Genomic DNA, 20985 nt, shown 5'->3' with positions numbered 1-20985 from the left:
CTGCCTCGCAGATCACCTCACGGGGGTGGCCACATGTCATGGAATGACTGGCCACATGCGCGTGGAACAGGTGGCCACATGTCGTGGAATACGCATCACGGGGACGCAGCATCAACCGGTGCGGTCCGAGAGAGACCGCCTGACGGTATCGGTAGGTTGTGGTGTGAAAGATGTCGAGGCAGGCCAAAATGGAGGTCCAGTGTGGTTCGAGGAAGACGGCGCGCAAGTCGATGCGGATCAGCGGCGGCGCGATGACCCGGAGCTATCGGGCGCGGCGTTTCGCCAGGCGTTCAATCCCTTGCAGCGCCGACAGATCCGCTCTCCGAACCCTTCGCTCCAGAACAAGGTTTCGCACCGCAGGCATTGGCGTTCCTGCGGAACGTCGCGCTGGGCCCTTGCGGGCGCAAGGTATGGTGCTGCACCTTCGGCGATGGCCTTGTCCGCCATCAAATCTGTCCCGCTACGTGGCGGCTGCGCGATCGCGACAGGAGGTCCGGCCTTGAGGGCATGCCTTCGCTTTCGGCGGCCCGGATTGACGCGTCGTCCTGCGTCCTTTGCGTGGTTGCCGTCGACGCCGGCACATTCAGATCGGGATCAGGCGTCTCGCGCCCCGAGTAGAGATGTCGGAGATGCGCCTCGGAGACACCGTCGGCCTGCATCACGAGGCGCACCATCGGATCAGCCAGCATTTCCTCCAGGAAGAATTCGGATAGCGTCTTACGCGTCAGCTTGTCCCTTGCCCGCGCATGGTCGAGGTCGGCAAGGGAAACGGTCAGGGTCCGCGCAAGTCCTGGATGCGATGTTCGGGGGTGAAGCTTTACAAGCACGGAGGCCTTCCACGCTACGGGATCCTCTTGATCTGGGGGTGAAACCAACTCCGTTTCGATCTCATACTCTCCCGCCGGGAGCGTCTCGGCAAAACCCGGAACGGTGAACGGTCGAGAGAAAACCGCAACGGTCTTGCTCGTCAGATCTTCCATTGGCGTGATCCTCTCACTCATTGTTTCGGGTGGCCCGCGCCCCTTGAAAAGGGGGCGCGCAGCCTGTGTGGGTCTCAAGATGTCTTTGATTTCGCTGGCGCTTCCTTGCTGGCGGCATTGGACTCGTTCGCCGTGGCAGGGGTCTTCGCTGTTACGGCAGGCCTCAGCTTCATTGCGGCTGCAGCCCTGGCGGTCAGGTCCTTGAAGGACATGTCATCGATCCTTTGATTGGCCGATGCTAAATTCCTCGTCCGTGCCGGACCGGGATACTTTGCATCGGTATTAACTATATGGGGACTGGCGACCCGATTTACGATGGCGCATCGACAAGGAGGCCGAGGCGAGTCAGGCTAATTCATCCGTCCAAACCTTGAATTCCGTCAATGTGTTCTGACCGAACGTCTGGGTCAAAGGGACATCGGCGGCATCGCGGCCGCGCGCGATCAGAATTCGTGCAAACCTCGGCTTGTTGTTGCGCGGGTCGAACATGTGCCATTCACCAGAAAGGAACACCTCCATCCACGCGGCGAAGTCCCCCGGAGGATGAGGGAGAGTTTCACCGATGTCGCTCAGATAACCGGTGCAGTAGCGGGCCGGAATGTTCATGCAGCGACACAGGGCGATGGCGAGATGGGCGAAGTCGCGGCAGACACCCTGTCGCTCGGTCATTGTCTGCGACGCGGTGCGCGTCGCTTTGGCCTGCATGTAGTCGAAGCGGACGTGTCCGTGCACGAAATCGCAGATCGCCTGGACGCGGGACCAACCGGGTTCCGTGGTCTCGAAGAGACGCCAGGCTTCCTCCGAAAGAAGATCGGTATCGCAGTACCGGCTGCCCTGCAGAAACACGAGCGTATCGGATGGCAGATCCTGAACCGCGTGCTGTTGCGCGTCGGCAAAGACGGGATCGGGCAGGCCCGTGTCGCGGAAGATGCCGTCCGTCGACAGGCAGAAGTCGCCGGCCGGAGCCAGGAGGCGCGTACAGCAGTTGCCGAAGCCGTCCCGATAGCTTTCGAGCGGGACGCTCGGCGACGTGACGAGATAGTCGGCGCGCTCCAGATCGCCAAAGCGCGAGTAGTGGACGTTCAGCAGCGCGATCAGCGGCGTCGGTTGGGCGAAGCTGTATCGCAGACGACACCCTATGCTGACCCGCATGCCAGACGCGCGGCCGCGCCTTGTCATGTCACGATCACCGTCCAAGGATGCACGCCCCGTCGGAGAGCCGGAAGCCTCGATTGCAGCTCCACCGGTTGCCGGATCGGTCGAGATAAGCGTTCTCCGGCACGTCGATCGCGACGCAAGCATTGCTGCGCGGCTCGTATCCACGATCACATCTCCAGCCCGGTCCATAGGATGCCGGGTCTAGGAACGCGTTCGCCGGCAAGATAATGGCGTCGCATCGGTCGTCGATCTTTACGAATCCTCGCTCGCACGCCCAGGCGGCCCCATAGGTTGCGTTGGTCAGATATGCATTCGTCGGCACGGCAATCGGCTTGCAGGCGCCGGAACTGGCTGAGAAGCCGCGCGCGCAGGTCCAACCGGAGCCCGAGGTGTCGTCGGTGAGATAGGCGTTGTCCGGCAGGACGATCGGCACACATGCGTCGCGCTCTTGCCGGTAACCGCGTTCGCATTTCCAATCGTCGCCGTAAGACCGGAGGAAGGCGTTGGCGGGCACCGGGATGAGGATGCAGGACGTCTCGCTCACTTCCTCATACCCACGGTCGCACTCCCACCCCGTCCCGTAGGAGCGCCCGGTTGGATTGGCATGCTCGGGGATATCGAGCGCCCGGCATGTGGCACCCTCTACCCGGTAACCGAGATCGCAGATCCAGCCGCCACCATAGCTGCGCGGCTGGGCGTTCTTCGGCATCGGGCCGGTTCCATCCTGCGCAAGGACGGGGAAGGCGAAGGACGCGATCACACCGGCCATGACTGCCGTCCCCGCGATCAGCCTCGCGAGGGGATGTCTCATCGCCGCTTGCTCCTTGGCGGACCAGATTCCTCCGGTTGCCGCGCGTGTCTTCGATAGCTCAAGCGTGAGCGTTCCGGTCAGCCGTCGAGTGGCGGCGGGCGGTGGCGGGGAGCCCCTAGAATTCGATCTTGTTGGCATGCCTTCGTTCTCGGCCACCTGAATCGAGAAGTCCTGCGGAACTGTCGGATGTGTGCTACCGGTCATCGAGGCGACAACTTGTGCAAGGCCGCAGCGGCAAGAGCATGTTCCTTCTGGTGGTAGTCGCCGCGGAAACTGCCATCCACCTGCACCTCCCAGATTCCGTTTCGTTCGCGCACCTGAACACCTCCTCGCAGCGCCGGTCGGTTCATGGAAGAATCCTGTGCTCCTCTGCCTTTCGGCGGCACGGGTTTCATGTTGGTCATTTCCGGCTCCTTCGCGTTGGGCGCGCGCGCTTCTCCGATGAGCATCACGGCGCGAATGAATTCTTCAGCGTAGTCGTCGGTTTCGCGGTGGTCATGTTCGTGCCGGGCCATACTCATCGGCTCGACGAACCGTTATCTGAGATGATCAATGAAACGCGGCTCCGTACGGGCCATGTAGGAGATCAAGGCCTGCAGGATCCGTTCATGAGCCAACACGCACCGTTCAAGATAGGTCGTCTCTGCGGGTGTCGTGGAGAGATTTTCGGCTGATGCCACTAAGGTTCCTCCTTCACGACGAGGGGGCGACCCTGGCCGTCGCAAATTTGAATGCCGGCGGGCCACCGTCAGCTGGTCACGGTCCAGTTCGCGACCATCCATCTACCAGGTGGGCCGACATCGCGTGCTGCCGCAGGTTAGGGTCGTGAAAACTCAAACGGCTCGTCTCGCTCGAACGCGGCGGAAGCCGGCCTCGGTGGTTTGATCGCCATGAATGGTCTCGAGACTTCCCTAAACAATCCTTTGCCACGAGGCAGACGGGTGGGAGAAGGCGCGTACTGTGAACGCGATCTAAGGTCATTGTGCACCCTGCTTGCCGATCGCCCAGATGATCACGAGCGCGGACAGCGAAAGGAGAAGAATTGCGGCCGCCTCGATCAGAATGTTTTCCGGCGCCATTTCCTTGCCCTGCAGCACGACCAGACGACCGACCGCGGTGATGGCGATGAATATCGGATACACAAAGACGGAGTTGCGCCGCGCATAGTAGACTGCCACCATTCCAATCACCTCCAGATACAGAAACATCAGGAGGATATCGGCCAGTAGAATGGTTCCGAGCCGATAGATTGCAATGATTTCGAAGGCGACGGCGAGAAGAGTCATGGCCACGATAACCACAAGCAACAACCGCTCGATCATATGGAACAGACCGAGAGCAAACAGCCTTTCGCCGCGCCCCGCGCCATTTTCTCCCTGTGGGGCCTCCCCCGTATCTGGCTCCGCCACGGATGGACTGTCGAGGTGGCTCTTACCCATGATGACGAACTCCAGCCATGAACCTACTGGCCGGGTTCGTCATCTGTCCGGGCAACGATCGGCGCCACAGTTTCTGTCTGGTGTCGGTCTTTGTGTGTTGACGCTATACCGCCATCGCCCGGGACCGCGGGAGGGTCGCCAATGGGGTCTGCCTCTACCTGCATTCCGCGAAGGAATCTGAACAGGTCGCTGTCCGTCGTCAGGACGAGCGTCGTGTCGTCGGAAATCATGTCGCCATAGGCCTGCATGGTGCGGGTGAAGTCGAAGAATTCGACCGATGTGGCATCGACATTGTAAGCGCCGGCATAGATGTCCGCCGCGGCGGCGTCAGCGGCGCCGCGGATTTCCTCGACGGCGCGATAGGCTTCGGACTGGATCTTGTTGAGATCCCGCACCCTGTTGCCTTGAATACGGGCCGCTTCGCCGTTGCCTTCGGACAGGAAGCGTTCGGCGATCTGTCGCCGCTCCGAGATCATGCGGTCATAAATCTTGGGCCGAACGCTCTCGTTGTAGTTTATGCGCTTGAAGCGGATGTCGAGAAGCTCGATCCCGAAGACGCGCACCTTCTCCGCCGCCGCCTCGAAGATCTGCTGCTCGACCAGCGCCCGCCCCTTGGTGATGGGAACGAGCGCGCCGATATCCTGCGCGAGTTCCTGATCCGTCAGAAGATTGTCGCGCAGTGGCGTCCGCCCCTTGGTCGTCCGAATGATCTCGATGAGTTCGTGCTTCGCGACGGCATTCCGGGTCTCGCTGCCGAGGATATCGTCGAGGCGTGACTGGGCGCTGCGTTCGTCGCGCAGGCGCAGGAAGTATTGCAGCGGGTCGGTGATCTGCCACCGCGCGAACAGATCGACGGAGATGTAGAGCTTGTCCTTGGTCGGCATGTCCGATGGCGAGCCATCCCACTCCAGGACCCGGCGATCGATCCGGTTGACCTCCTGAACGAAGGGCAGCTTCACCTTGAGGCCCGCCTCGGTGATGGGCGGGCCCACGGGCTTGCCGAACTGGGTGATGATGGCCTGCTCCACTTCGCCGACCGTGTAGACGGCAGAGGACCCCACGATAACGACCGCGACCGCGACCCCGGCGACAATGCTCGAAATGATCTTCATGGGGTCTCTCCCTTTTGCCGATCGAGGTTCAACAGCGGCAGGATGCTTGCCGTGGACCCGTCGACGATGATCTTGGAGCCAATGCCCGGCAGAACATCCTGCAGCGTTTCGATGTAGATCCGGCGCCGCGTCACCTCGGGAGCCTGGCGATATTCCGTCAGAAGCGCCGTGAAGCGGGCGGCGTCGCCCTCAGCCTCGTTGATCCGCCGCAGGCGATAGCCGTCGGCTTCGCGGATGCGCTGGTCCTTTTCGCCCTCGGCCAGAGGAATGACCCGGTTGTATTCGCGGCGGGCTTCGTTGATGATTCGCTCCTTTTCCTGCTGGGCCTGGTTGACCTCGTTGAACGAGGCCTGGACGGGCTGGGGCGGATTGATGTTCTTCAGCTGCACCTGGTCGATGCTGATGCCCATGGCGTATTTGGTCGTAAGCGCCTGCATCTTCAGAAGCGCCTCGCTTTCGATCTCCTGGCGTCCGACGGTGATCACCTCATCGACAGTGCGGTCGCCGACCACCTCGCGCATGACGGACTCCGAGACGTAACGGAGCGTCGCGCTCGGCTCGCGCACCTCGAAAAGGAACTTGCGCGGTTCGGGAATGCGATACTGCACCACCCATTCGACGAGCGCCGCGTTGAGGTCGCCCGTCACCATCTCGGTCTCGCGGCGACCGTCGGTCGGGCTCTGATAGGGGTCCGTGGCGCCCGGCGTCGTGAACCCGAACTCCTGTTTCAGCTGGCGCTTGACCGGCACCAGCGTTGTCGCGTCGACCCCGAACGGGATCTTGAAGTGCAGCCCCGGAGGAACTTCAGCCGAGTACTTTCCGAAACGCTGGACGATCGCGACTGAATCGCTGGGCACCGTGTACCAGGAGGACCAAGCCCCAAACGCCGCAAGCGCGATGACAGCCCCGATCGCCAGACGCCTCACCGGCGGCGGGCCGTCCGGTAAGATACCGTGCAGCCGATCCCGGCCCTTTCGAAGAATTGCGTCAACCTCAGGGGGCGCACGGGTCTGCCTGTTTTTCCATGGTCCACGGTCTCCAGATCCATTCTCATCAGACGGCATTGAAAGGTCCTCGCTTGGATTTTTGCGTTTGGTGTGTGTGTCGCGCGCGTTTTACCGCGTGACACGTTTTGCGCCATCACTCGGTCGGCTCTGACCGGCATGCCCTCAGAGGTCGAGTTCCTTAAGGCAGGCTTCCGCTATGTCTCGGTCCGGGGCATCGGTTCCCGGCATGGTCGCCCAGCCGGCTGTCATGAGCGCGTCGCGTCGCTGGTAGGTCGAAGCGGCACGGATCGCTTCCATCTTGTCCGCCCGTGCCGGGTCGGAGCGCGCCATGTCGAGGCAGACCGGCACCATGGAAGCGACGACATCGTCTCGGGACATCGCCATCGCCCTGTCGTTCGAGGTGCCACCGGTCACCCAGCCGCCCCATGTAAAGCCGACCACGCCGACGAAAACCGCGCCGATCACGGCACCGTAGATGCCGGGCTTGAGCCATTCGGGAGTGTTCATGTCCTATCCTCCTGCGGGGAAAGCGCCGCTTCGCTGTGAGTGTTTGTCTGGGTCGTGGCCGCGTCCCGTCGCAGCGCCTCCTCGAGGTCGCTGTCCGAGATCGCGTGCGACTCGCTCCGTCCGGCATGGCTGCCCCTGCCGCGCACGGTCAGGCTGGTCGCCGTACGTCTCCAGCCCTCGAAGCTGAGCCCCTGCAGGAGTTCTTCCTCAACGACGACATCGTAGGTGCCGGCGGGCAGTTCGTCCGGGTACCCCGAGAGGGCGAACGGGGCGGAGAAGGTGACCGTCGATCTGGTCGAGCGCGTGGTCATGCGTGGCCTCCGGTTTGTGGGCAGAGCCGTCGTCCACCGCCATTATCGGGACGCCGTTGCGGCGCCGGGACGGTCGAACGTTTGGCCTCTTTTAGGCGAGAGCCGCTCGACGGGTGCTGACGCAGGTTAGTCCGGGGCCAGCGCGCGCTCTGCGTCGGCGCGCGGGGGTGGCGAACGGCCGGGCTGACCTGTGTAAGGGCGCGTGGGCCGACGCCTGCGTAGAATAGATAAAATGGCCGCACGAAGGCGTCTGCATTCGTCATGCCGCGAATGGCGAGCCGGTCGCCCCCTTCCATCGAGGAGCACGATCACGATGTCCAAACCATTTGTTCTCAACCCCCACCCCCCCGAACTCGAGCCTTTCCTTTACGCGTTCGTCGGCGAGGACCCCCGCGGAAGCCAGGTTACGGTTCTCTCGGCACTTGCGCGATTGAACCTCGACCCGTGGGCGGAGGCGGCAGAGCTCGCCGCGCTTGGCCGGGAGGCGGCGGCGACCCGTTTCGGTGCGCTGCTGTCGCGCGTGCGCGACGTGCCGGCGCTCGGACAGACGCATGGCCCGGTGGGCCGGGAACTGGCCCGTCTTCTTCCCGACCGCTCGGCGCGTCCCGGCAGGGCCGGTCCTGCGTCGGCAAAGGGGGCTCCGCTTGCGCCGGGTTTGGTCTGGGCGATTGTTGCCGTGCTTCTTCTCGCGGCGCAGATGATCTTCGGCGGCGCGTCGGGGACAGGCGAATGAAGCCCGAAATACCGGCCCCAACAGTCGGAGAGTTTGCGCCGGAGGAGTCCGCTACCCTCTGGGATCTCGAGGAGCGGTTCTGGACCGGCGGTGCGGACAGCGCGCGCCGGATGACAGCGCGGGGCGCGGTCTTCGTCTTTCCCTATCCTGCCGGCATCCTTCAGGGCGATGCGATCTGGCGCGAGAAGGACGTCGCCCAGCGGTGGCGCTCCGTCGAGATGAGCGAGCGCTACCTCACGAGCGAGGGCGAGATTGCCGCTCTCGCCTATCGCGTGTCCGCCGAGCGGGCGGGCGAGCCCATCCACGAGGCGGTCTGCACCTCGACCTATCTGAGGGAAGACGGCACGTGGCTACGCCTGACCCACCAGCAGACGCCGGCACGATAGGCCGGGAGGCGCCGCGGCCGGCACGGGGGGCCCCTATCGCAGCGGAGCGCCCCGCGCTGCCTGGGCTCGGCTCGATCCTCCCACCCGGCCGACGGCTTCGCCCGAAGATCGCCCGCCTGGTTTCTGCGAGGCCGGGTGATCGGCGACACTGGGACGGTCTCAGCCACTGAGGCCGATATCGCCGACCCCGCCGAGAAGCCCGAAGCCGCGCAGCAGCCAGAGGATGACCACGATCACCACCGCCACGTTCAGGATCTGCTTTATCCTGCGGTCCATCGGGACATAGGTATTGATCGCCCACAGCAAGACGCCGACGACGACAAGGGTGACGACCAGATTGATGAGAGACATTGAGTTGGATTCCCTGTGAGTGGGTCATGCTGGGCCGATGGCGGCCCGGCGACGTGAGTCGGCGGCTCAGATCTATGCCCGGGCGCCGCAACGCGGATCAGACGCTGGCAAAGCCGCGCAGCAGCAGTGCGCCGCCGGCCACGACGCCAATTACACCGCCGATCAGGTACCACATGGTGTTGCCGGTGAAGCGGCCGGTCAGGGCCTCGGACACCTGGTCGACGGGCGCGTTCGAGGCCCGCCAGGCGAAGAAGAGCAACGCGATACCGACCGCCGCGGCGACGACGCCGATGATGTTCGAAAGTGACATGATGTGGACCCCGTCGATTTCGCCGGCCGATGCCGCCCGGCCCTGGCCGGCGTCGCGCCGCCGGTCTGGGGCGCGGCACGCCGGACCTGAGCCATGAGCCTCGCAGAACCGGGGGCGGCTGCACTTACCTGGATCAGCCTCGCCAGGAGCCGACGCCCCCGTGAGGAAACGCGAGGACGGCTAACCTCGATCAGTGCCGCCCGACCCACGCTGCGGCAAAGTGAGGCTGCCAGGCGCCCGTCCCAAGCCCACGATGGCAGGACCGCGTCAGAGCCCGACATGCCCTTCGTGCGGGGTGCGCAAGCGTCGCGTCTTTCGGGTTTCGATCAGGGAATGCGCCGATGTTGGACGACCAGATCGCGATCGCCGATACCCTGGCATCCCTCAAGGCTGCCTGCGACGCGGCGCCGGAAGGGGCCTGGAAACACGCCGCGCTCCAGTATTATCAGGCCGCGGAAAGGGCCCATGTCGCCCGCAACACGTCGCTCACGATCATCGAGATCGAAGCGGCGGCTGCGGCGCTTGGCAACCTCGCATCACTGCCCCAGCTTCGGCGGGACCAACCCGGAGGAGACAAGCGTGCGCCTATTTCAGCAGCGGCCCGCTGTGATCGAGATATTCCGGATCGAACCCCGCCAAGTCCGCCAGTCGGTCGAGGTCGCGGAATGTGACATGGCCGTCGCGGACGGTCACCAGCCCCGCCTCGCGCAACTGCCGCAGAACGCGGTTGACATGAACGGCGCTCAGCCCGAGCGCATCGGCCATATGATACTGCGTGAGCGGGCAGTCGTACCCGTCCCTGCTGCCCATGCCCACAAGGGCCAGCCGCGACCCCAGTTCCAGCAGGAAATGCGCCATGCGGGCGTCCGCGTCGCGCCGCCCGATGCTGACGAGATGCTCGACCACCATCGCCTCGTCCCGTGACGCTGCCCAGAAGATGGCCGTCGCCAGGCGAGGCGTCTCGGCAAGCGCTTCGAGAAGGTCGCTCGCCATCACTTCGGCAGCCTCGATGTCCCCGACGGGCTCGAAGCTGTGGTCCGACGTGCGCAGGAGAACGCTGCGCAACCCGAGAAAATCTCCGGGGATCTGAAAATCGACGATCTGGCGCGTCCCGTCGGCCTGGATCTTGTACGAGCAGACCCACCCTGCCGAGAGGATGAAGGCCGCCTGCCCGGACTGCCCCTGATGCACCATGTCCCGCCCGGCGGCGAAGGTCCGGCGGCGCTGGTGCAGCCGCTCGAGCACGGCAAGCTCGACCTCCGACAGGGCGACGAAGGTCGAGAGCTTGCGGGTGAGCGGGCTGTTCGCTGCGATGGTCATGCGCCCCCTCGCGCTGCTGGCAATCCCGATGGGGAAACTGCCGGATTTTTCTCGCACGGCGGCTGCTTCAGATCAGTCCACGGTACCAGATTTCCTGCGACAAAGGGTAGATCATCCCGGCGCGCCACACCCGTGCACGCCAGTTCGGAGCGAGGAATGCCCACGATGCCCGACCAGACAGATCATGCCGGCATGGCGGCCCTCTCGATCTGCGAGGCGCTGCTGCTTGCCATGAACGATCACAAGCTGCTGCCCGAGAGCGAGATCATGGGGGTTCTCCGCGATGCCGCGGCGACCCACGAGAGTGCCACAGGCACCGAGGCCGAAACAGAATCGCACCGGACCGTGGCAACGATCATCAACCGAATCATCGCTGGCGGCAACTCCGTTCGCAGACCGCCGGAATGACAGGCTCGACCAGAGAGGAGACGACGCACACCATGACATGCGCGACCAGACCAGCTGACACCCCGGCCGCCGGTCGGCCCGACAATCAGGACATGCCGGCCGACGCGAGAACCCATGTCGCCACGCCGCAATCCGGTGCACAGGCCCGGCAGCCCGCTGCGGACAACGACGAGTCCGGGCAGGCACAGACACGCCGGGGCGAGACGCCCGCGTCCTGCGCCGACCCGGCCGCCGGCGGGCAAGGCCCTCAGGGCGACACCGCGTTGCGGCCCTCTGACTGGACCCGGACACTGGCAGCCTACCGCCAGCACATCCCCTCCCGTAGCGTCTTCGAGCTGACTGTCACGCTGGTGCCCTTCGTCGCGATCTGGGCGGTGGCGTGGTGGCTGGTCTCTATCAGTACGCTGTTGGCCATGGCCCTGGCGGCGGCGAACGCGGCCTTCCTCGTCCGCCTGTTCATGATCCAGCACGATTGCGGGCACGGCTCGCTGTTCCGCGACCGGCGCCTGTGCGACTGGATCGGGCGCGGGCTCGGCGTGCTCACGCTGACGCCCTATGCGGTCTGGCGCAGGACCCACGCGATGCACCATGCCACGACCGGCAATCTCGACCGGCGGGGCGTGGGCGACATCCCCACCCTGACGGTCCGGGAATACCGCGAAAAGGGGTGGCTTGGCCGGGCGCTTTACCGCCTCGTGCGCAATCCCGTCTTCCTGTTCGGCGTGGTGCCGTTCTACACGTTCTTCCTTCAGAACCGGCTGCCCGTCCACCTGATGCGCGCGGGCTGGCGCTACTGGCTGAGCGCGATGGGCACGAATGCCGCCATCGGCCTTGTGCTCGCGGCGATCGTCTGGCTGGGCGGTTGGGATGTCCTGCTGTTCGTGTTCCTGCCCACGATGCTGCTGGCCGCGATTTCCGGCATGTGGTTCTTCTACGTCCAGCACCAGTTCGAGGAAACCAGCTGGGAGCACGAGGACGACTGGAATATCCAGGAGGCGGCCCTGCACGGCAGCTCGCATTACGCCCTGCCCGGCATCCTGCGCTGGATCACCGGCAATATCGGCGTCCACCACGTGCACCACCTCGCCAGTCGGATCCCCTTCTACCGTCTTGGCGAGGTCGTCAGGGACCACGATCTGCTGGCGCGCTCCAAGCGCATCACGCTGATGGAAAGCTTTCGCTGCGCGCGGCTGCACCTGTGGGACGAGCAGCGCGGCAGGCTCCTGTCCTTTTCCGAGGCCCGGACACGTGCCTCATGAGCCTTGTAGATTTCGCCAATGGACGACCGTACGGGACCCCGTGTCACGCGGCACCGTCGCTGCACTTCAAAGCCACACTTGGATAGCGTCGACCGTTATTCTGGCCATCGGATCATCGCCAGGCGCCATTGGTCGGAGCCAGGTTGCGAGCCCGTCCTAAAAGGGGAAGAAAACGGGAATGGAAAGCAACGCCGACGTGCCGACGATCACATTCATGGGCAGCCCGATCCTGATGAAATCAGTGAACCTGTAGTTCCCCGCACCATAGACCAGCGTATTGGTCTGATAGCCGATCGGTGTCGCAAAGCTCGCGCTTCCGGCAAACATCACCGCCACCACGAAGGGACGAGGATCGACCCCGAGCTTTACGGCAAGGCCGATGGCGAGCGGCGTCACCACGACCGCCACCGCATTGTTGGTGACCGCCTCGGTAAGCATCGAGGCCAGCAGATAGACCGCCGCAAGGGCCACAAGAGGTGGCAACCCCTCCAGTGCCGGCGATATCGCCTCGACGACAAGGGCGACGGCCCCCGAATGTTGCAAGCCCGTGCCCACGATCAGCATCGAGAAGATGAGTACCAGGACGCCGGCGTCGATCGAGGCCCACGCTTCGTCATTGTCTATGCACCGCAGCACGAGAATCGCGGCGACGGCGATGAGGGCGAGAACGCTGATCTCGGCCACGCCGAGCGCGGCGAGCGCGACAACTGCGACAAGGGCAAGCAGGGCGAGCGGCGCCTTGCGTCGACGGAAGGCACGCCCGCCTGCCTGCGTGATCGCTACGAGATCTCCTGCCTCGGTCATGTGCGAAAATCCTTCGGCTGTCCCTTCCAGCAAAAGCTTGTCGGCGGGCCGCAGGAGTGCGGTCGACAGGTCCGGGCCAAGGCTTTTGCCGTGGCGATGCGCCCCGAGCACACGCATGCCGTGGCGACGCCCGATGGCGAACTGCGCAATGCGCATGCCACGGCTTCGGCGCGACGGTGTCACGATGGCTTCGGCGACGACAAGGTTGGAAGTGTCCTCGACCTCTGGCCCCTGGCGCAATCCGACATGCAAAGCGGTGCGATTTCGCAGAGTAAGGAGCTCCGACGTGGTCACGGCGGCGATGATCCTGTCGCCTTTCTTCAGAACATGCTCGTCCAAGCCATCCCGTTTGACATTCGACCGGCCGCGAATGCTGATGATCTTCACCCCTTGCCGGTTCAGATCACCGATCCGACCAATGGGCATCCCCAGACCTTCGTAGCCGTCCTGCGGACGCAACTCCGTCAGGAAGGTTGCCTCTTCTTCATCTCCGGGATCGGCTTGATCCTTGCGGTCCGGCAAGAGGAACGGGCCGAGAACCGAAAGAGCAACCCCGCCTGTGGCCGCGACAATCAGGCCGACCGGCGTGATTTCGAAGATCGAGAACGGCACCATTCCGGTTTCACGTGCCACACCATCCACAAGCAGGTTGGTTGACGTGCCGAGCAAGGTGCATGTCCCGCCCAGGACCGCTGTGTAGGAGAGTGGTATCAGCAGGCGCGTAGCTGCAAGGTCGAGACTTTGTGCCAAGCGGATCGCCACCGGTATGAGGACGAGCACAACGGGCGTGTTGTTCATCAGGGCCGACGCCACAAGCGTTGCCAGCAGGAACACGGCGGTTCCCGCGACCGGCCGATGGCTCGCGCCGGCCACCACGCGGTTCGCGATCGCATCTAGAAGGCCGGTCCGGACCAACGCACCGCTGATGATGAACATGGCCGCAATCGTGATCGGCGCCGGATTCGAGAACGCCGCCAGAACCTTCTCAGTGGGCACAAGGCCGAAGATTATGAAAAGCGCAGCCATTCCCGCGGCCGTAACGTCCGGGGCAAAGCGTTCATGCACGAAACCCACCAACAGGATCAGCAGTAGAACTAGCGCAAGATAGGGTTGGTACCCGGTCACAAAATCAGTCAACATATTATCCTTGACCAGATGCCACGGTCCTCGTGTTCTGCCCTGTGCCGGGACCCCATAGCGTCTTCCGCATGGCAGCACTGTCGGCCGGTTTGCTCGCTGCCATCGTTTCACCTCTTCTTGGTTTTGGTTGCCAATAGAGTCAGAGAGTCAATGACGCCGGCAGAAGGCTCCCGGATTTGGCACGGTCGGGACGCACGCTTGGAAAGCACGATTCCCCGTCAGCTCACGGGCGGTCTTGCTGCTGCCGCCCGTATATCGAACTTGCGCGCACATGCCAAAGATTGTTCGCTTTCATGATCGTCTTGTCACCCGACACAGACCGAGGAGTAGCCGCCACGGCCTCGATCTGCCGGGGGGTCCCGCTCGTGATGAATGGCCAGGCCTGTTCCCGGTGGACGGAGCCCGGTCAGATCAACCGAGAGGCTGATGCAGGTAAGTGCCCGCTTTCTGCAATCGACGCAGACTGGATATAAGAGATCGCGGAGGTCGCCGACCGGCAGTGCCCCGGGAATTGGTTCATGGCCGCCGGGGATAGGGTCCGAAGGCGTTGAGTGAACACCCTGTCCCGAGAGCGGGGCCCAATTATTGATGGCGTTTGCCAATCACGGTCGGGAAAGACATCTTGAATCCATGATCGACAATCCCGAAAGTCTGCCCCGCGAAGCGGCCGACAGATTTACAAAGCCCTTTGCGCGTTTCCTGAAGATTGAAGCGGCATCTGGCGGTCTTCTTTTGCTGGCCGTTCTGGTGGCGATGGCCCTGGCCAACTCGCCCTGGCGAGGCGCATATCTGGCGCTGTGGGAGACACCGGTCGGCCTGAGCTTCGGTGCGCTCGACTTTACCCGGTCGTTGCGCCACTGGATCAACGACGGCCTCATGACGCTGTTTTTCTTCGTGATCTCGCTCGAGCTCAAGCGCGCGCTCGTCCTCGGTGAGTTGCGACATCCGCGAATGGCCGCGCTTCCCTTCGCTGCGGCCCTCGGCGGTATGGCCGTTCCGGTCGCGCTGTATCTGGCCTTGATGGTCGGGGAGCCGGGCATGCATGGCTGGGGCACGGTGATGGCGACCGATACCGCGTTCGTCATCGCATGTCTTGCCATCTTCGGAACCCGGATCCCGTCCAGCCTGCGGCTGTTCCTCCTCTCGTTGGCGATCTTCGACGACGTCGGGGCCGTTCTCGTCGTCGCCTTCAGCTACGGGGAAGCGATGAACTGGTCCGCGCTCGGCCTCGGGGCGCTGGGACTTGCGGGTGTCGCGGGCGCCGCGAAGCTCGGGGTGCGGCGCATCCCGGTTTATTTCCTGATGGGAGGCGCGATCTGGCTGTGCTTCGACGCCTCCGGCATCCACGCGACCATCGCCGGCGTCGTTCTCGGGCTCATGACGCCGACCCGCGTCTGGGTCAGCGACACACGTCTACGCTCCATTCTCGGGGGGGTTCTCGCCTATCCAGCCGGCGACCATTGGAGCGGCGACACCGAAGATCGCGAGGACCTGCGCCGCGCCGGCAGGGCCGTGACGGAATCGCTCTCTCCCGTTGAACGGCTCGAGATGATGCTGCACCCTTGGGTGGGCTTTGTCATCATGCCGCTCTTTGCGCTGGCCAATGCCGGGATCACGATCGGGGGCGCGGATTTCGCACAGCCGGTTTCGCTGGCGATCGTCGTCGGTCTGGTGCTCGGAAAACCGGTCGGGGTGTTCGTGTTCAGCTGGCTCGCGGTTCAGTCCGGCCTGGCTACCCGCGGGTCCGGCCTGTCATGGCCCTTCGTCGCCGCCGGGGCGTTCCTCACAGGCATCGGCTTTACCATGTCGCTGTTCATCGCGGGCCTCGCGTTCGCGCAACCGGTCCTGGATGCGGCAAAGCTGGGCATTCTCGGCGGATCCGCGCTTTCCGCGATCCTTGGAAGCTTGCTGCTGACCTGGCTCACATTGCGACCGCGATGACGGCACCGCGCAGCGAGACGCGCACGTCGCCTCTGGTTTCGATCCCGGACAAAGCGCGCCTCACACAACGCCTATCTCTCGGACACACCACCTGTCGGTCATCCGGCGTCAGCTTGCGGCACGGGGGCATCGAGCCCGGCACGACGAGACCGCGCCGGAGGCTGATGCAGGTAAGTGCCCGCTTTGCGCAATCGGCGTAGTGCGGGTGGCAGGGCCCGCGGAGGTCGCCGCGCGCGTCTCGGCACAAGGAGAAAGCGACATGGCGACGCCCAGGCTCAGCTCGCTCACGCGCTTTGCGACGGCCCTGTCCGCGTCGTTCGCGCCGCAGGCCTGCAGCGCCGTGGACGGGCTTGAGGAAGACGTGTCCGCTGGTGCGGATGCCGTGTCCGGCTCGGCCACCGAGAACAAGGAATATTGTGAATGAATATCGACCAATTCAAAGCACCGGACAACCGGATGAACGGCGCAACGATGCGCGATTTCGGCAACCTGAATGACGGGCAAGTGGACCAGGCAGGACCCGACCTTTCCACGCGCAAGATCAACCACGACCTGCGCAATATCCTGACATGTGCGCAGCTTCTGTCGGATCGGCTGGCGCAGGTTGATGACCCGACAGTGCGGCGGCTGGCACCGAAGCTGACCGCGTCGCTGGACCGGTCCATCGCGCTCTGCACGACATCGCGGAATGATGACACGGCGGTGAAGGGACGCCCGCACCGGCAGCGGTTCGCCCTTGCGCCGCTGGTGAACGAGGTCGCGAACACGCTCGGTCTCGACCGCGCGGAGATAAGCTGGATCAATAACGTCGCGACCGCCGTCGAGATCGACGCCGATCCGGACGATCTGTTCCGCACGCTCCTGAATCTGTGCGGAAACGCCATTCTGGCACTGGAGGGGCCGGACTTTCGATACAAGGAGATCCGTGTCGATGCCCGGCGCAGTGGGTCCGGCTGCACCATCGACGTGCGCGACACAGGCCTTGGCGTGCCGGAGGATGCGCTGAAGCATCTGTTCCTGTCGTCCCAGGGGTCCACCCGTCCGGACGGCTCCGGCTCCGGCCTCGGACNTGCGCTGAAGCATCTGTTCCTGTCGTCCCAGGGGTCCACCCGTCCGGACGGCTCCGGCTCCGGCCTCGGACTTGCGATCGCGGCCGATCTGGTCCGCGCCCATGGCGGTGACATCTGTCTCGTCCACGGCCTCGCCGAAGGCGCGTGCTTCCGCGTCACGATCCCCGACAGCCTCGCAGAGCCCGAGGCGGATGCGATGAGCGAAACGCGCACCGCGGTAGGGGCGAGATGACGGAGCGCGCGTGACGGGCACGGGTCTGAGGCCAGGTCCCGCGCCGCCCACCAGAGCCCGCCGGACCGAGAGCCAGTTCCCGCGTTTCCAGGTCAGCGGATGACCGACATCACCGGAATGGGCGTCCGGCGCGGCCGCGCCCGGCTGCACCACGTGGCGCATATCGACGCGCTGGTCGCGGACCTGCCGGTGCGCAGTTTTGTCGCCGCGGGCCAGCGCATCATCGCCGCCATGGCGCTGCCCCGCGGGCGCGTCGTCGAGGACCAGCTCGCCCGAGCGGGCGGCCAGCGCCTCCGGAACCGGAAAAGGTCAACTCCATGACGCAGAAAACGAAACTTGTGAACCTCGCGCTTCAGGGCGGCGGCGCGCATGGCGCCTTCACCTGGGGTGTTCTCGACCGCCTCCTAGAGGATGGACGCCTGCGCATCGCCGGGATCTCGGGCACGTCTGCGGGGGCGATGAACGCGGTGGCGCTGGCCGACGGCTTCACCCGTGAGGGCCCCGAGGGCGCACGCGCGGCGCTCGATCGCTTCTGGCGCGCAATGAGCGACGGCGCGAAGCACAGTCCCCTGAAACGCACACCCTATGACGTGCTGACGGGCAATTGGGGTCTGCAGAACAACCCCATGTACCACGCCATGGACGCGCTGTCGCGGATCGCCTCGCCCTATCAACTCAATCCGATGAACAGCAATCCGCTGCGCGACCTGGTCGAGAAGAGCATTGATTTCGAAACCGTGCGCAAATGCACCGCCTTCAAGCTCTACATCTCGGCCACCAATGTGGAAACCGGCAAGGTCAAAGTCTTCCCGCGCGAGGGGCTCACCGCCGACATGGTGATGGCCTCGGCCTGTCTGCCGCATCTCTACCAGGCGGTCGAGATCGACGGCATCCCCTACTGGGACGGCGGATACATGGGCAACCCGTCGCTGTTTCCGTTCCATGGCGAGACCGGCACCGACGACATCGTCGTGATCCAGGTCAACCCGATCGAGCGCAAGGGCGCGCCCAAGACCCCGATGGACATCCAGAACCGCATGAACGAGATCAGCTTCAACGGCAGTCTGCTCAAGGAGTTGCGCGCGATAGACTTCGTCGACCGGCTGATCCGCCAGGGCAAGCTCTCGGCCGACGATTACCGTCAGGTGCGCGTGCATGTCGTCGAGAACCAGGCGGAGCTCAAGCCGCTCGGTGCCTCCTCGAAAATGAACGTGGAATGGGACTTCCTGAGCATGCTGCGCGACATGGGCCGCGAGACCGCCACGCACTGGCTTGACGCGAGTTTCACCGATATCGGTGAACGCTCGACAGTAGATCTGCGCGCGATGTTCGAGGGGATCGGGGCCCGGCACCAGGGATAGCGGCAGAAAGAAATGGTGGTCACAGTTGACGAAGGGTGCTGTTTCGCCGCCCTCGAACGCTGCATGCGCCAAGACGCACTTCGCGCCGTCCTCCGGTCTCTGGGTTGCCATGGCGCACCTCTCTCAGCCGATCTTCGCACCCCAGAACGAGGTCTGATCAGCGGCGAAGTAGCCATCCGCGGCGCGGAAGTTGCCCTGCAACTCGACGGTGTCGCCGGCGGTGAGCGCGACCATGGTCTGCAGCCAGAGGGCCGTCGCCTCCGAGACATGCGCGCCGCTGATCTCGCCGCGTGAGCCGCGGATCTCGGTCGTGCCATTCAGGACGAGCCGGCCGCTCATCCGCGCCGACGTGCTGGCGTTGACCTTATAGAGCAGCGTCGCGCCTAAGAGGTAGGTGCCGTCGACGGGGGCGACGAAGTGGTTGTTGGCGGCGTCGAAGGCGCCCTGATCGTTGGTGTCGGTGTTGTTGAGGCCGATCTTCGTCCAGGTCCCGATCCCGACGTAGTTGTCGTAGTTCGTCCAGGCCTTGAAGCGCGGCAGCCGGGGCTGGTCGACGATGCCGGTGGCGTTGTCGACGCTGAGCCCGTCGAAGAAGGTGCTGCCGTCGGCAGAGACCGCGAGGCGAAAGCGGTCGGAGCCGAACAGCCCCACCAGCGCCTTGGTCACGAAGCCGGTCTGCAGCGTGAGGCCGAGATCGTCGCCCGCAGCCTCCTTGTTCATGGTGTAGAACAGATCGCCAGTGCCGCCCTCGGCGACGGTCTTCGCCGTCCAGAGTGCGGCGTTAAGCTTGGCCGAGAATGGGTTCGACGCATCCGCCGTGGTGCCGAGCCCCAGCAGCGCAAGATTCTGCAGCACTTCCGGGGTGGCCCCGATCCAGCCTGCGCCATCGTAGACCAGCAGCAGGCCCTCGTCCTCGACCCACGCCCGCCAGCCGGTCCGGGGTGGCAGGCGAAGCCAGGCCCCATCCGTGAACAGCGCCACGTTCAGGTCCCAGCCCGCCCAGTCGCCCGTCGCGCCCGAGCCGACGATGTAGCGGTCTCCGTCGGCCGAGCTGCCGGGCGGCGAGGTCAGGTCGCGGTCGAGAACCGAGAGCTGCACGAGCCCGTCGAGAAGCCGCAGCGCCTCGTTGTGGGTGACGTGCTTCTGGGCCTGCGCCGCGAGGATGTAGGGCAGCAGGAGATGGGTTGTGGCGTCGGACATGGGCGGTCTCCAGAACGAAGAACGCCGCCTGCATGGCAGACGGCGGATGAGGGCGCGGCGATGGGCGGTGACGAGCTACTCGCGTTCGGGCGTCTCTGCCGGAATGGCCGAGAGAATCGAGTCGGGCTTCGGCGCGTCCCACTTCGCGGTCATCGCGGCCCAGCGATCGATTTCCGCTCGGAATGCCGGATCGTCGATCCGCAGATGGAAGGTGTAGAGCCGGTCCACGATCTCACGCATCAGCGCACGCATCTCTTCGTCATTGATCCGCGAGACCTCGGACCAGGGAATGCGTCTGCCCGCAGCGTCCTCGACGATGACGTCGGTGCCATCACCCGTGTGTGACACGGGCGTGAGGCCGGCATGCAGGGTCTCGAGCTGCGTGTTTCGCACGCTGGCCACGGCCATCACTCTGGCAAGCTTGGCGGCAATCCGGTCTTCGTCCTCGGGGCGCATGTCTCGAGCTTACGCCGCAGAGCGCGCGGCCGGCCAGAACTCATTGCGCGGCCTCAGAAGCTCAGCGTGACGGTTTTCGGCGCGCCCCGCCCGACAAGGGCGGAGATCTGGGAGATGCGGACGGTGAGGCTGTCGCCCGGACCGAGCGGCGCGCCCCAGTCGGCAATTTGCTGGGCGGTGGTGTAGAGCGCGCTGGTCGTGGTCGTGCTCAGCACCCGCTTCACAGCAGGGCCGTCGAGGATCCCCACCTCGTAGGCCTCCAGTTCCTCTGCCAGCGGCACCTCGAGCCCGCCCCAACTGTCGGCCGCCAGCGCGCGGGACCGGCGTGTCCAGCGGATCGTCAGATCGCCGGGCGTCCGCGGCCTGCGCCACGGCTGCTCGACATGGGCCACGGAGAACGGCCGCAGCCCCACGCCCTCAGGCGTGAAGGTCTGCCCCACATAGGTCTCGTCGCTGACCGGGCGGCTGGCCGGGCCGATGCGCCAGTTCCACGGGATGCCGAGATCGGCTTCGGCGATGGGCAGTGAGGCGAGGCTCTCATCCAGCACGACGACCCGCGCGCCCGCGGGCGCCGGGTTTCCCATCGCGCCCTCGGTTGTGAATCGGCATGCAAAAGTGACCCACCTGGGTGGGTTATGATCATCTAAAACTGACCCACCTGCCACGTTAGCATCCGTGCGTTCATGCAC

General features: G+C 64.6%; 26 protein-coding genes and 1 pseudogene. 9 read left to right on the top strand and 18 right to left on the bottom strand.

Translation table 11 applies throughout. The annotated features are described in order from the left end of the window. From V8324_RS22485 to V8324_RS17860, 11 genes are all read right to left on the bottom strand, one after another. Nucleotides 1-187: transglutaminase N-terminal domain-containing protein (locus V8324_RS22485; RefSeq protein ID WP_442970569.1), on the bottom strand; the 187-nt coding region annotated here is incomplete at its 3' end. 259 nt (nt 188-446) lie between these two features. Further along, on the bottom strand, nt 447-980 hold the full coding sequence (locus V8324_RS17905; protein ID WP_336421279.1) for a hypothetical protein: 534 nt from the start codon (nt 978-980) through the stop codon (nt 447-449). Between the two features lie 74 nt (nt 981-1054). Continuing rightward, nucleotides 1055-1192: a hypothetical protein gene (locus V8324_RS17900; protein ID WP_336421278.1), complete on the bottom strand. Its 138-nt coding sequence runs from the start codon at nt 1190-1192 to the stop codon at nt 1055-1057. Nucleotides 1193-1325: 133 nt separating this feature from the next. Then, nucleotides 1326-2132 carry a transglutaminase-like domain-containing protein gene (locus V8324_RS17895; RefSeq protein ID WP_442970568.1) on the bottom strand — a complete coding sequence of 269 codons (807 nt, stop codon included), beginning with the start codon at nt 2130-2132 and terminating at the stop codon, nt 1326-1328. Between the two features lie 34 nt (nt 2133-2166). Further along, on the bottom strand, nt 2167-2907 hold the full coding sequence (locus V8324_RS17890; RefSeq protein ID WP_336421276.1) for a hypothetical protein: 741 nt from the start codon (nt 2905-2907) through the stop codon (nt 2167-2169). Nucleotides 2908-3149: 242 nt separating this feature from the next. Continuing rightward, nucleotides 3150-3470, bottom strand: coding sequence for a hypothetical protein (locus tag V8324_RS17885; protein ID WP_336421275.1), 321 nt, complete (start codon nt 3468-3470; stop codon nt 3150-3152). Nucleotides 3471-3926: 456 nt separating this feature from the next. After that, the gene (locus V8324_RS17880; protein WP_336421274.1) at nt 3927-4388 is read right to left on the bottom strand and encodes a phosphate-starvation-inducible PsiE family protein; all 462 of its coding nucleotides are present in this window, start codon (nt 4386-4388) and stop codon (nt 3927-3929) included. Nucleotides 4389-4411: 23 nt separating this feature from the next. After that, complete coding sequence (gene hflC, locus V8324_RS17875; protein ID WP_336421273.1) at nt 4412-5500, bottom strand: protease modulator HflC; 1089 nt, start codon at nt 5498-5500, stop codon at nt 4412-4414. Further along, nucleotides 5497-6564, bottom strand: a complete 1068-nt coding sequence (gene hflK, locus V8324_RS17870; protein ID WP_336421272.1) for an FtsH protease activity modulator HflK — start codon at nt 6562-6564, stop codon at nt 5497-5499. The genes hflC and hflK overlap by 4 nt, the downstream gene beginning before the upstream one ends. 105 nt (nt 6565-6669) lie before the next feature. Beyond that, nucleotides 6670-7014 (bottom strand): hypothetical protein, encoded by a 345-nt coding sequence (locus V8324_RS17865; protein WP_336421271.1) that lies wholly within the window; start codon nt 7012-7014, stop codon nt 6670-6672. Then, nucleotides 7011-7325 (bottom strand): hypothetical protein, encoded by a 315-nt coding sequence (locus V8324_RS17860; protein WP_336421270.1) that lies wholly within the window; start codon nt 7323-7325, stop codon nt 7011-7013. Before V8324_RS17860 ends, V8324_RS17865 begins: the two co-directional genes overlap by 4 nt. Before the next feature lie 313 nt (nt 7326-7638). Between V8324_RS17860 and V8324_RS17855 the strand changes: the two genes are divergently transcribed. Both V8324_RS17855 and V8324_RS17850 read left to right on the top strand, forming a co-directional pair. Further along, entirely contained in the window at nt 7639-8058 is a 420-nt protein-coding gene (locus tag V8324_RS17855) for a hypothetical protein (protein ID WP_336421269.1), read from the top strand. Then, nucleotides 8055-8444 (top strand): hypothetical protein, encoded by a 390-nt coding sequence (locus tag V8324_RS17850; protein ID WP_336421268.1) that lies wholly within the window; start codon nt 8055-8057, stop codon nt 8442-8444. Before V8324_RS17855 ends, V8324_RS17850 begins: the two co-directional genes overlap by 4 nt. A 159-nt stretch (nt 8445-8603) precedes the next feature. Here V8324_RS17850 and V8324_RS17845 read toward each other — a convergent pair whose 3' ends face one another. From V8324_RS17845 to V8324_RS17835, 3 genes are all read right to left on the bottom strand, one after another. Beyond that, complete coding sequence (locus V8324_RS17845; protein WP_336421267.1) at nt 8604-8795, bottom strand: Thivi_2564 family membrane protein; 192 nt, start codon at nt 8793-8795, stop codon at nt 8604-8606. Nucleotides 8796-8892: 97 nt separating this feature from the next. Beyond that, entirely contained in the window at nt 8893-9105 is a 213-nt protein-coding gene (locus tag V8324_RS17840; protein WP_336421266.1) for a DUF3185 family protein, read from the bottom strand. A 585-nt stretch (nt 9106-9690) separates the two neighbouring features. Beyond that, nucleotides 9691-10425, bottom strand: coding sequence for a Crp/Fnr family transcriptional regulator (locus V8324_RS17835; protein ID WP_336421265.1), 735 nt, complete (start codon nt 10423-10425; stop codon nt 9691-9693). 165 nt (nt 10426-10590) lie between these two features. Between V8324_RS17835 and V8324_RS17830 the strand changes: the two genes are divergently transcribed. Together V8324_RS17830 and V8324_RS17825 are read left to right on the top strand one after the other, a co-directional pair. Further along, the gene (locus tag V8324_RS17830) at nt 10591-10833 is read left to right on the top strand and encodes a hypothetical protein (RefSeq protein WP_115395239.1); all 243 of its coding nucleotides are present in this window, start codon (nt 10591-10593) and stop codon (nt 10831-10833) included. 32 nt (nt 10834-10865) lie between these two features. After that, the gene (locus V8324_RS17825; protein WP_336421264.1) at nt 10866-12092 is read left to right on the top strand and encodes a fatty acid desaturase; all 1227 of its coding nucleotides are present in this window, start codon (nt 10866-10868) and stop codon (nt 12090-12092) included. 156 nt (nt 12093-12248) lie between these two features. On the opposite strand, the gene V8324_RS17820 is transcribed toward V8324_RS17825, so the two are convergent. Continuing rightward, the gene (locus tag V8324_RS17820; RefSeq protein ID WP_336421263.1) at nt 12249-14036 is read right to left on the bottom strand and encodes an SLC13 family permease; all 1788 of its coding nucleotides are present in this window, start codon (nt 14034-14036) and stop codon (nt 12249-12251) included. 630 nt (nt 14037-14666) lie between these two features. Here V8324_RS17820 and nhaA point away from each other — a divergent pair. The 5 genes from nhaA to V8324_RS17795 all read left to right on the top strand — a co-directional run bounded on the left by nhaA (nt 14667) and on the right by V8324_RS17795 (nt 18640). After that, nucleotides 14667-15977, top strand: coding sequence for a Na+/H+ antiporter NhaA (gene nhaA, locus V8324_RS17815; protein WP_336421262.1), 1311 nt, complete (start codon nt 14667-14669; stop codon nt 15975-15977). 259 nt (nt 15978-16236) lie between these two features. Further along, on the top strand, nt 16237-16401 hold the full coding sequence (locus tag V8324_RS17810) for a hypothetical protein (RefSeq protein WP_336421261.1): 165 nt from the start codon (nt 16237-16239) through the stop codon (nt 16399-16401). Further along, nucleotides 16398-17279, top strand: a complete 882-nt coding sequence (locus tag V8324_RS17805) for a sensor histidine kinase (protein WP_336421260.1) — start codon at nt 16398-16400, stop codon at nt 17277-17279. The genes V8324_RS17810 and V8324_RS17805 overlap by 4 nt, the downstream gene beginning before the upstream one ends. A gap of 99 nt (nt 17280-17378) precedes the next feature. After that, nucleotides 17379-17600, top strand: coding sequence for a hypothetical protein (locus tag V8324_RS17800; protein ID WP_336421259.1), 222 nt, complete (start codon nt 17379-17381; stop codon nt 17598-17600). Then, nucleotides 17597-18640, top strand: a complete 1044-nt coding sequence (locus V8324_RS17795; RefSeq protein WP_336421258.1) for a patatin-like phospholipase family protein — start codon at nt 17597-17599, stop codon at nt 18638-18640. Before V8324_RS17800 ends, V8324_RS17795 begins: the two co-directional genes overlap by 4 nt. A 123-nt stretch (nt 18641-18763) precedes the next feature. On the opposite strand, the gene V8324_RS17790 is transcribed toward V8324_RS17795, so the two are convergent. The 3 genes and pseudogenes from V8324_RS17790 to V8324_RS17780 all read right to left on the bottom strand — a co-directional run. Then, a complete protein-coding gene (locus V8324_RS17790) occupies nt 18764-19840 on the bottom strand; it encodes a DUF2793 domain-containing protein (RefSeq protein WP_336421257.1) in 1077 nt (358 codons plus the stop codon). Between the two features lie 75 nt (nt 19841-19915). Next, nucleotides 19916-20296: a hypothetical protein gene (locus V8324_RS17785; RefSeq protein ID WP_336421256.1), complete on the bottom strand. Its 381-nt coding sequence runs from the start codon at nt 20294-20296 to the stop codon at nt 19916-19918. 53 nt (nt 20297-20349) lie between these two features. After that, nucleotides 20350-20892, bottom strand: a pseudogene (locus V8324_RS17780) (baseplate multidomain protein megatron); the annotation flags it as partial. Nucleotides 20893-20985: the final 93 nt, after the last annotated feature.

Source organism: Roseovarius sp. D22-M7, from assembly GCF_037083785.1.
Taxonomy (GTDB): domain Bacteria; phylum Pseudomonadota; class Alphaproteobacteria; order Rhodobacterales; family Rhodobacteraceae; genus Roseovarius.
This window is presented reverse-complemented; position numbering and strand designations above follow the sequence as displayed.

What these genes read in the sequence shown, in the direction of transcription:
- V8324_RS17895 (WP_442970568.1), bottom strand. Translation starts at nt 2,132, where the DNA reads ATGCGGGTCAGCATAGGGTGTCGTCTGCGATACAGCTTCGCCCAACCG.
- V8324_RS17865 (WP_336421271.1), bottom strand. Translation starts at nt 7,014, where the DNA reads ATGAACACTCCCGAATGGCTCAAGCCCGGCATCTACGGTGCCGTGATC.
- V8324_RS17810 (WP_336421261.1), top strand. Translation starts at nt 16,237, where the DNA reads ATGGCGACGCCCAGGCTCAGCTCGCTCACGCGCTTTGCGACGGCCCTG.
- hflK (WP_336421272.1), bottom strand. Translation starts at nt 6,564, where the DNA reads ATGCCGTCTGATGAGAATGGATCTGGAGACCGTGGACCATGGAAAAAC.
- V8324_RS17795 (WP_336421258.1), top strand. Translation starts at nt 17,597, where the DNA reads ATGACGCAGAAAACGAAACTTGTGAACCTCGCGCTTCAGGGCGGCGGC.
- hflC (WP_336421273.1), bottom strand. Translation starts at nt 5,500, where the DNA reads ATGAAGATCATTTCGAGCATTGTCGCCGGGGTCGCGGTCGCGGTCGTT.
- V8324_RS17880 (WP_336421274.1), bottom strand. Translation starts at nt 4,388, where the DNA reads ATGGGTAAGAGCCACCTCGACAGTCCATCCGTGGCGGAGCCAGATACG.
- V8324_RS17900 (WP_336421278.1), bottom strand. Translation starts at nt 1,192, where the DNA reads ATGTCCTTCAAGGACCTGACCGCCAGGGCTGCAGCCGCAATGAAGCTG.
- V8324_RS17845 (WP_336421267.1), bottom strand. Translation starts at nt 8,795, where the DNA reads ATGTCTCTCATCAATCTGGTCGTCACCCTTGTCGTCGTCGGCGTCTTG.
- V8324_RS17800 (WP_336421259.1), top strand. Translation starts at nt 17,379, where the DNA reads ATGACCGACATCACCGGAATGGGCGTCCGGCGCGGCCGCGCCCGGCTG.
- V8324_RS17855 (WP_336421269.1), top strand. Translation starts at nt 7,639, where the DNA reads ATGTCCAAACCATTTGTTCTCAACCCCCACCCCCCCGAACTCGAGCCT.
- V8324_RS17850 (WP_336421268.1), top strand. Translation starts at nt 8,055, where the DNA reads ATGAAGCCCGAAATACCGGCCCCAACAGTCGGAGAGTTTGCGCCGGAG.
- V8324_RS17905 (WP_336421279.1), bottom strand. Translation starts at nt 980, where the DNA reads ATGGAAGATCTGACGAGCAAGACCGTTGCGGTTTTCTCTCGACCGTTC.
- V8324_RS17840 (WP_336421266.1), bottom strand. Translation starts at nt 9,105, where the DNA reads ATGTCACTTTCGAACATCATCGGCGTCGTCGCCGCGGCGGTCGGTATC.
- V8324_RS17885 (WP_336421275.1), bottom strand. Translation starts at nt 3,470, where the DNA reads ATGAGTATGGCCCGGCACGAACATGACCACCGCGAAACCGACGACTAC.
- V8324_RS17860 (WP_336421270.1), bottom strand. Translation starts at nt 7,325, where the DNA reads ATGACCACGCGCTCGACCAGATCGACGGTCACCTTCTCCGCCCCGTTC.
- nhaA (WP_336421262.1), top strand. Translation starts at nt 14,667, where the DNA reads ATGATCGACAATCCCGAAAGTCTGCCCCGCGAAGCGGCCGACAGATTT.
- V8324_RS17830 (WP_115395239.1), top strand. Translation starts at nt 10,591, where the DNA reads ATGCCCGACCAGACAGATCATGCCGGCATGGCGGCCCTCTCGATCTGC.
- V8324_RS17790 (WP_336421257.1), bottom strand. Translation starts at nt 19,840, where the DNA reads ATGTCCGACGCCACAACCCATCTCCTGCTGCCCTACATCCTCGCGGCG.
- V8324_RS17890 (WP_336421276.1), bottom strand. Translation starts at nt 2,907, where the DNA reads ATGGCCGGTGTGATCGCGTCCTTCGCCTTCCCCGTCCTTGCGCAGGAT.
- V8324_RS17785 (WP_336421256.1), bottom strand. Translation starts at nt 20,296, where the DNA reads ATGCGCCCCGAGGACGAAGACCGGATTGCCGCCAAGCTTGCCAGAGTG.
- V8324_RS17825 (WP_336421264.1), top strand. Translation starts at nt 10,866, where the DNA reads ATGACATGCGCGACCAGACCAGCTGACACCCCGGCCGCCGGTCGGCCC.
- V8324_RS17820 (WP_336421263.1), bottom strand. Translation starts at nt 14,036, where the DNA reads ATGTTGACTGATTTTGTGACCGGGTACCAACCCTATCTTGCGCTAGTT.
- V8324_RS17835 (WP_336421265.1), bottom strand. Translation starts at nt 10,425, where the DNA reads ATGACCATCGCAGCGAACAGCCCGCTCACCCGCAAGCTCTCGACCTTC.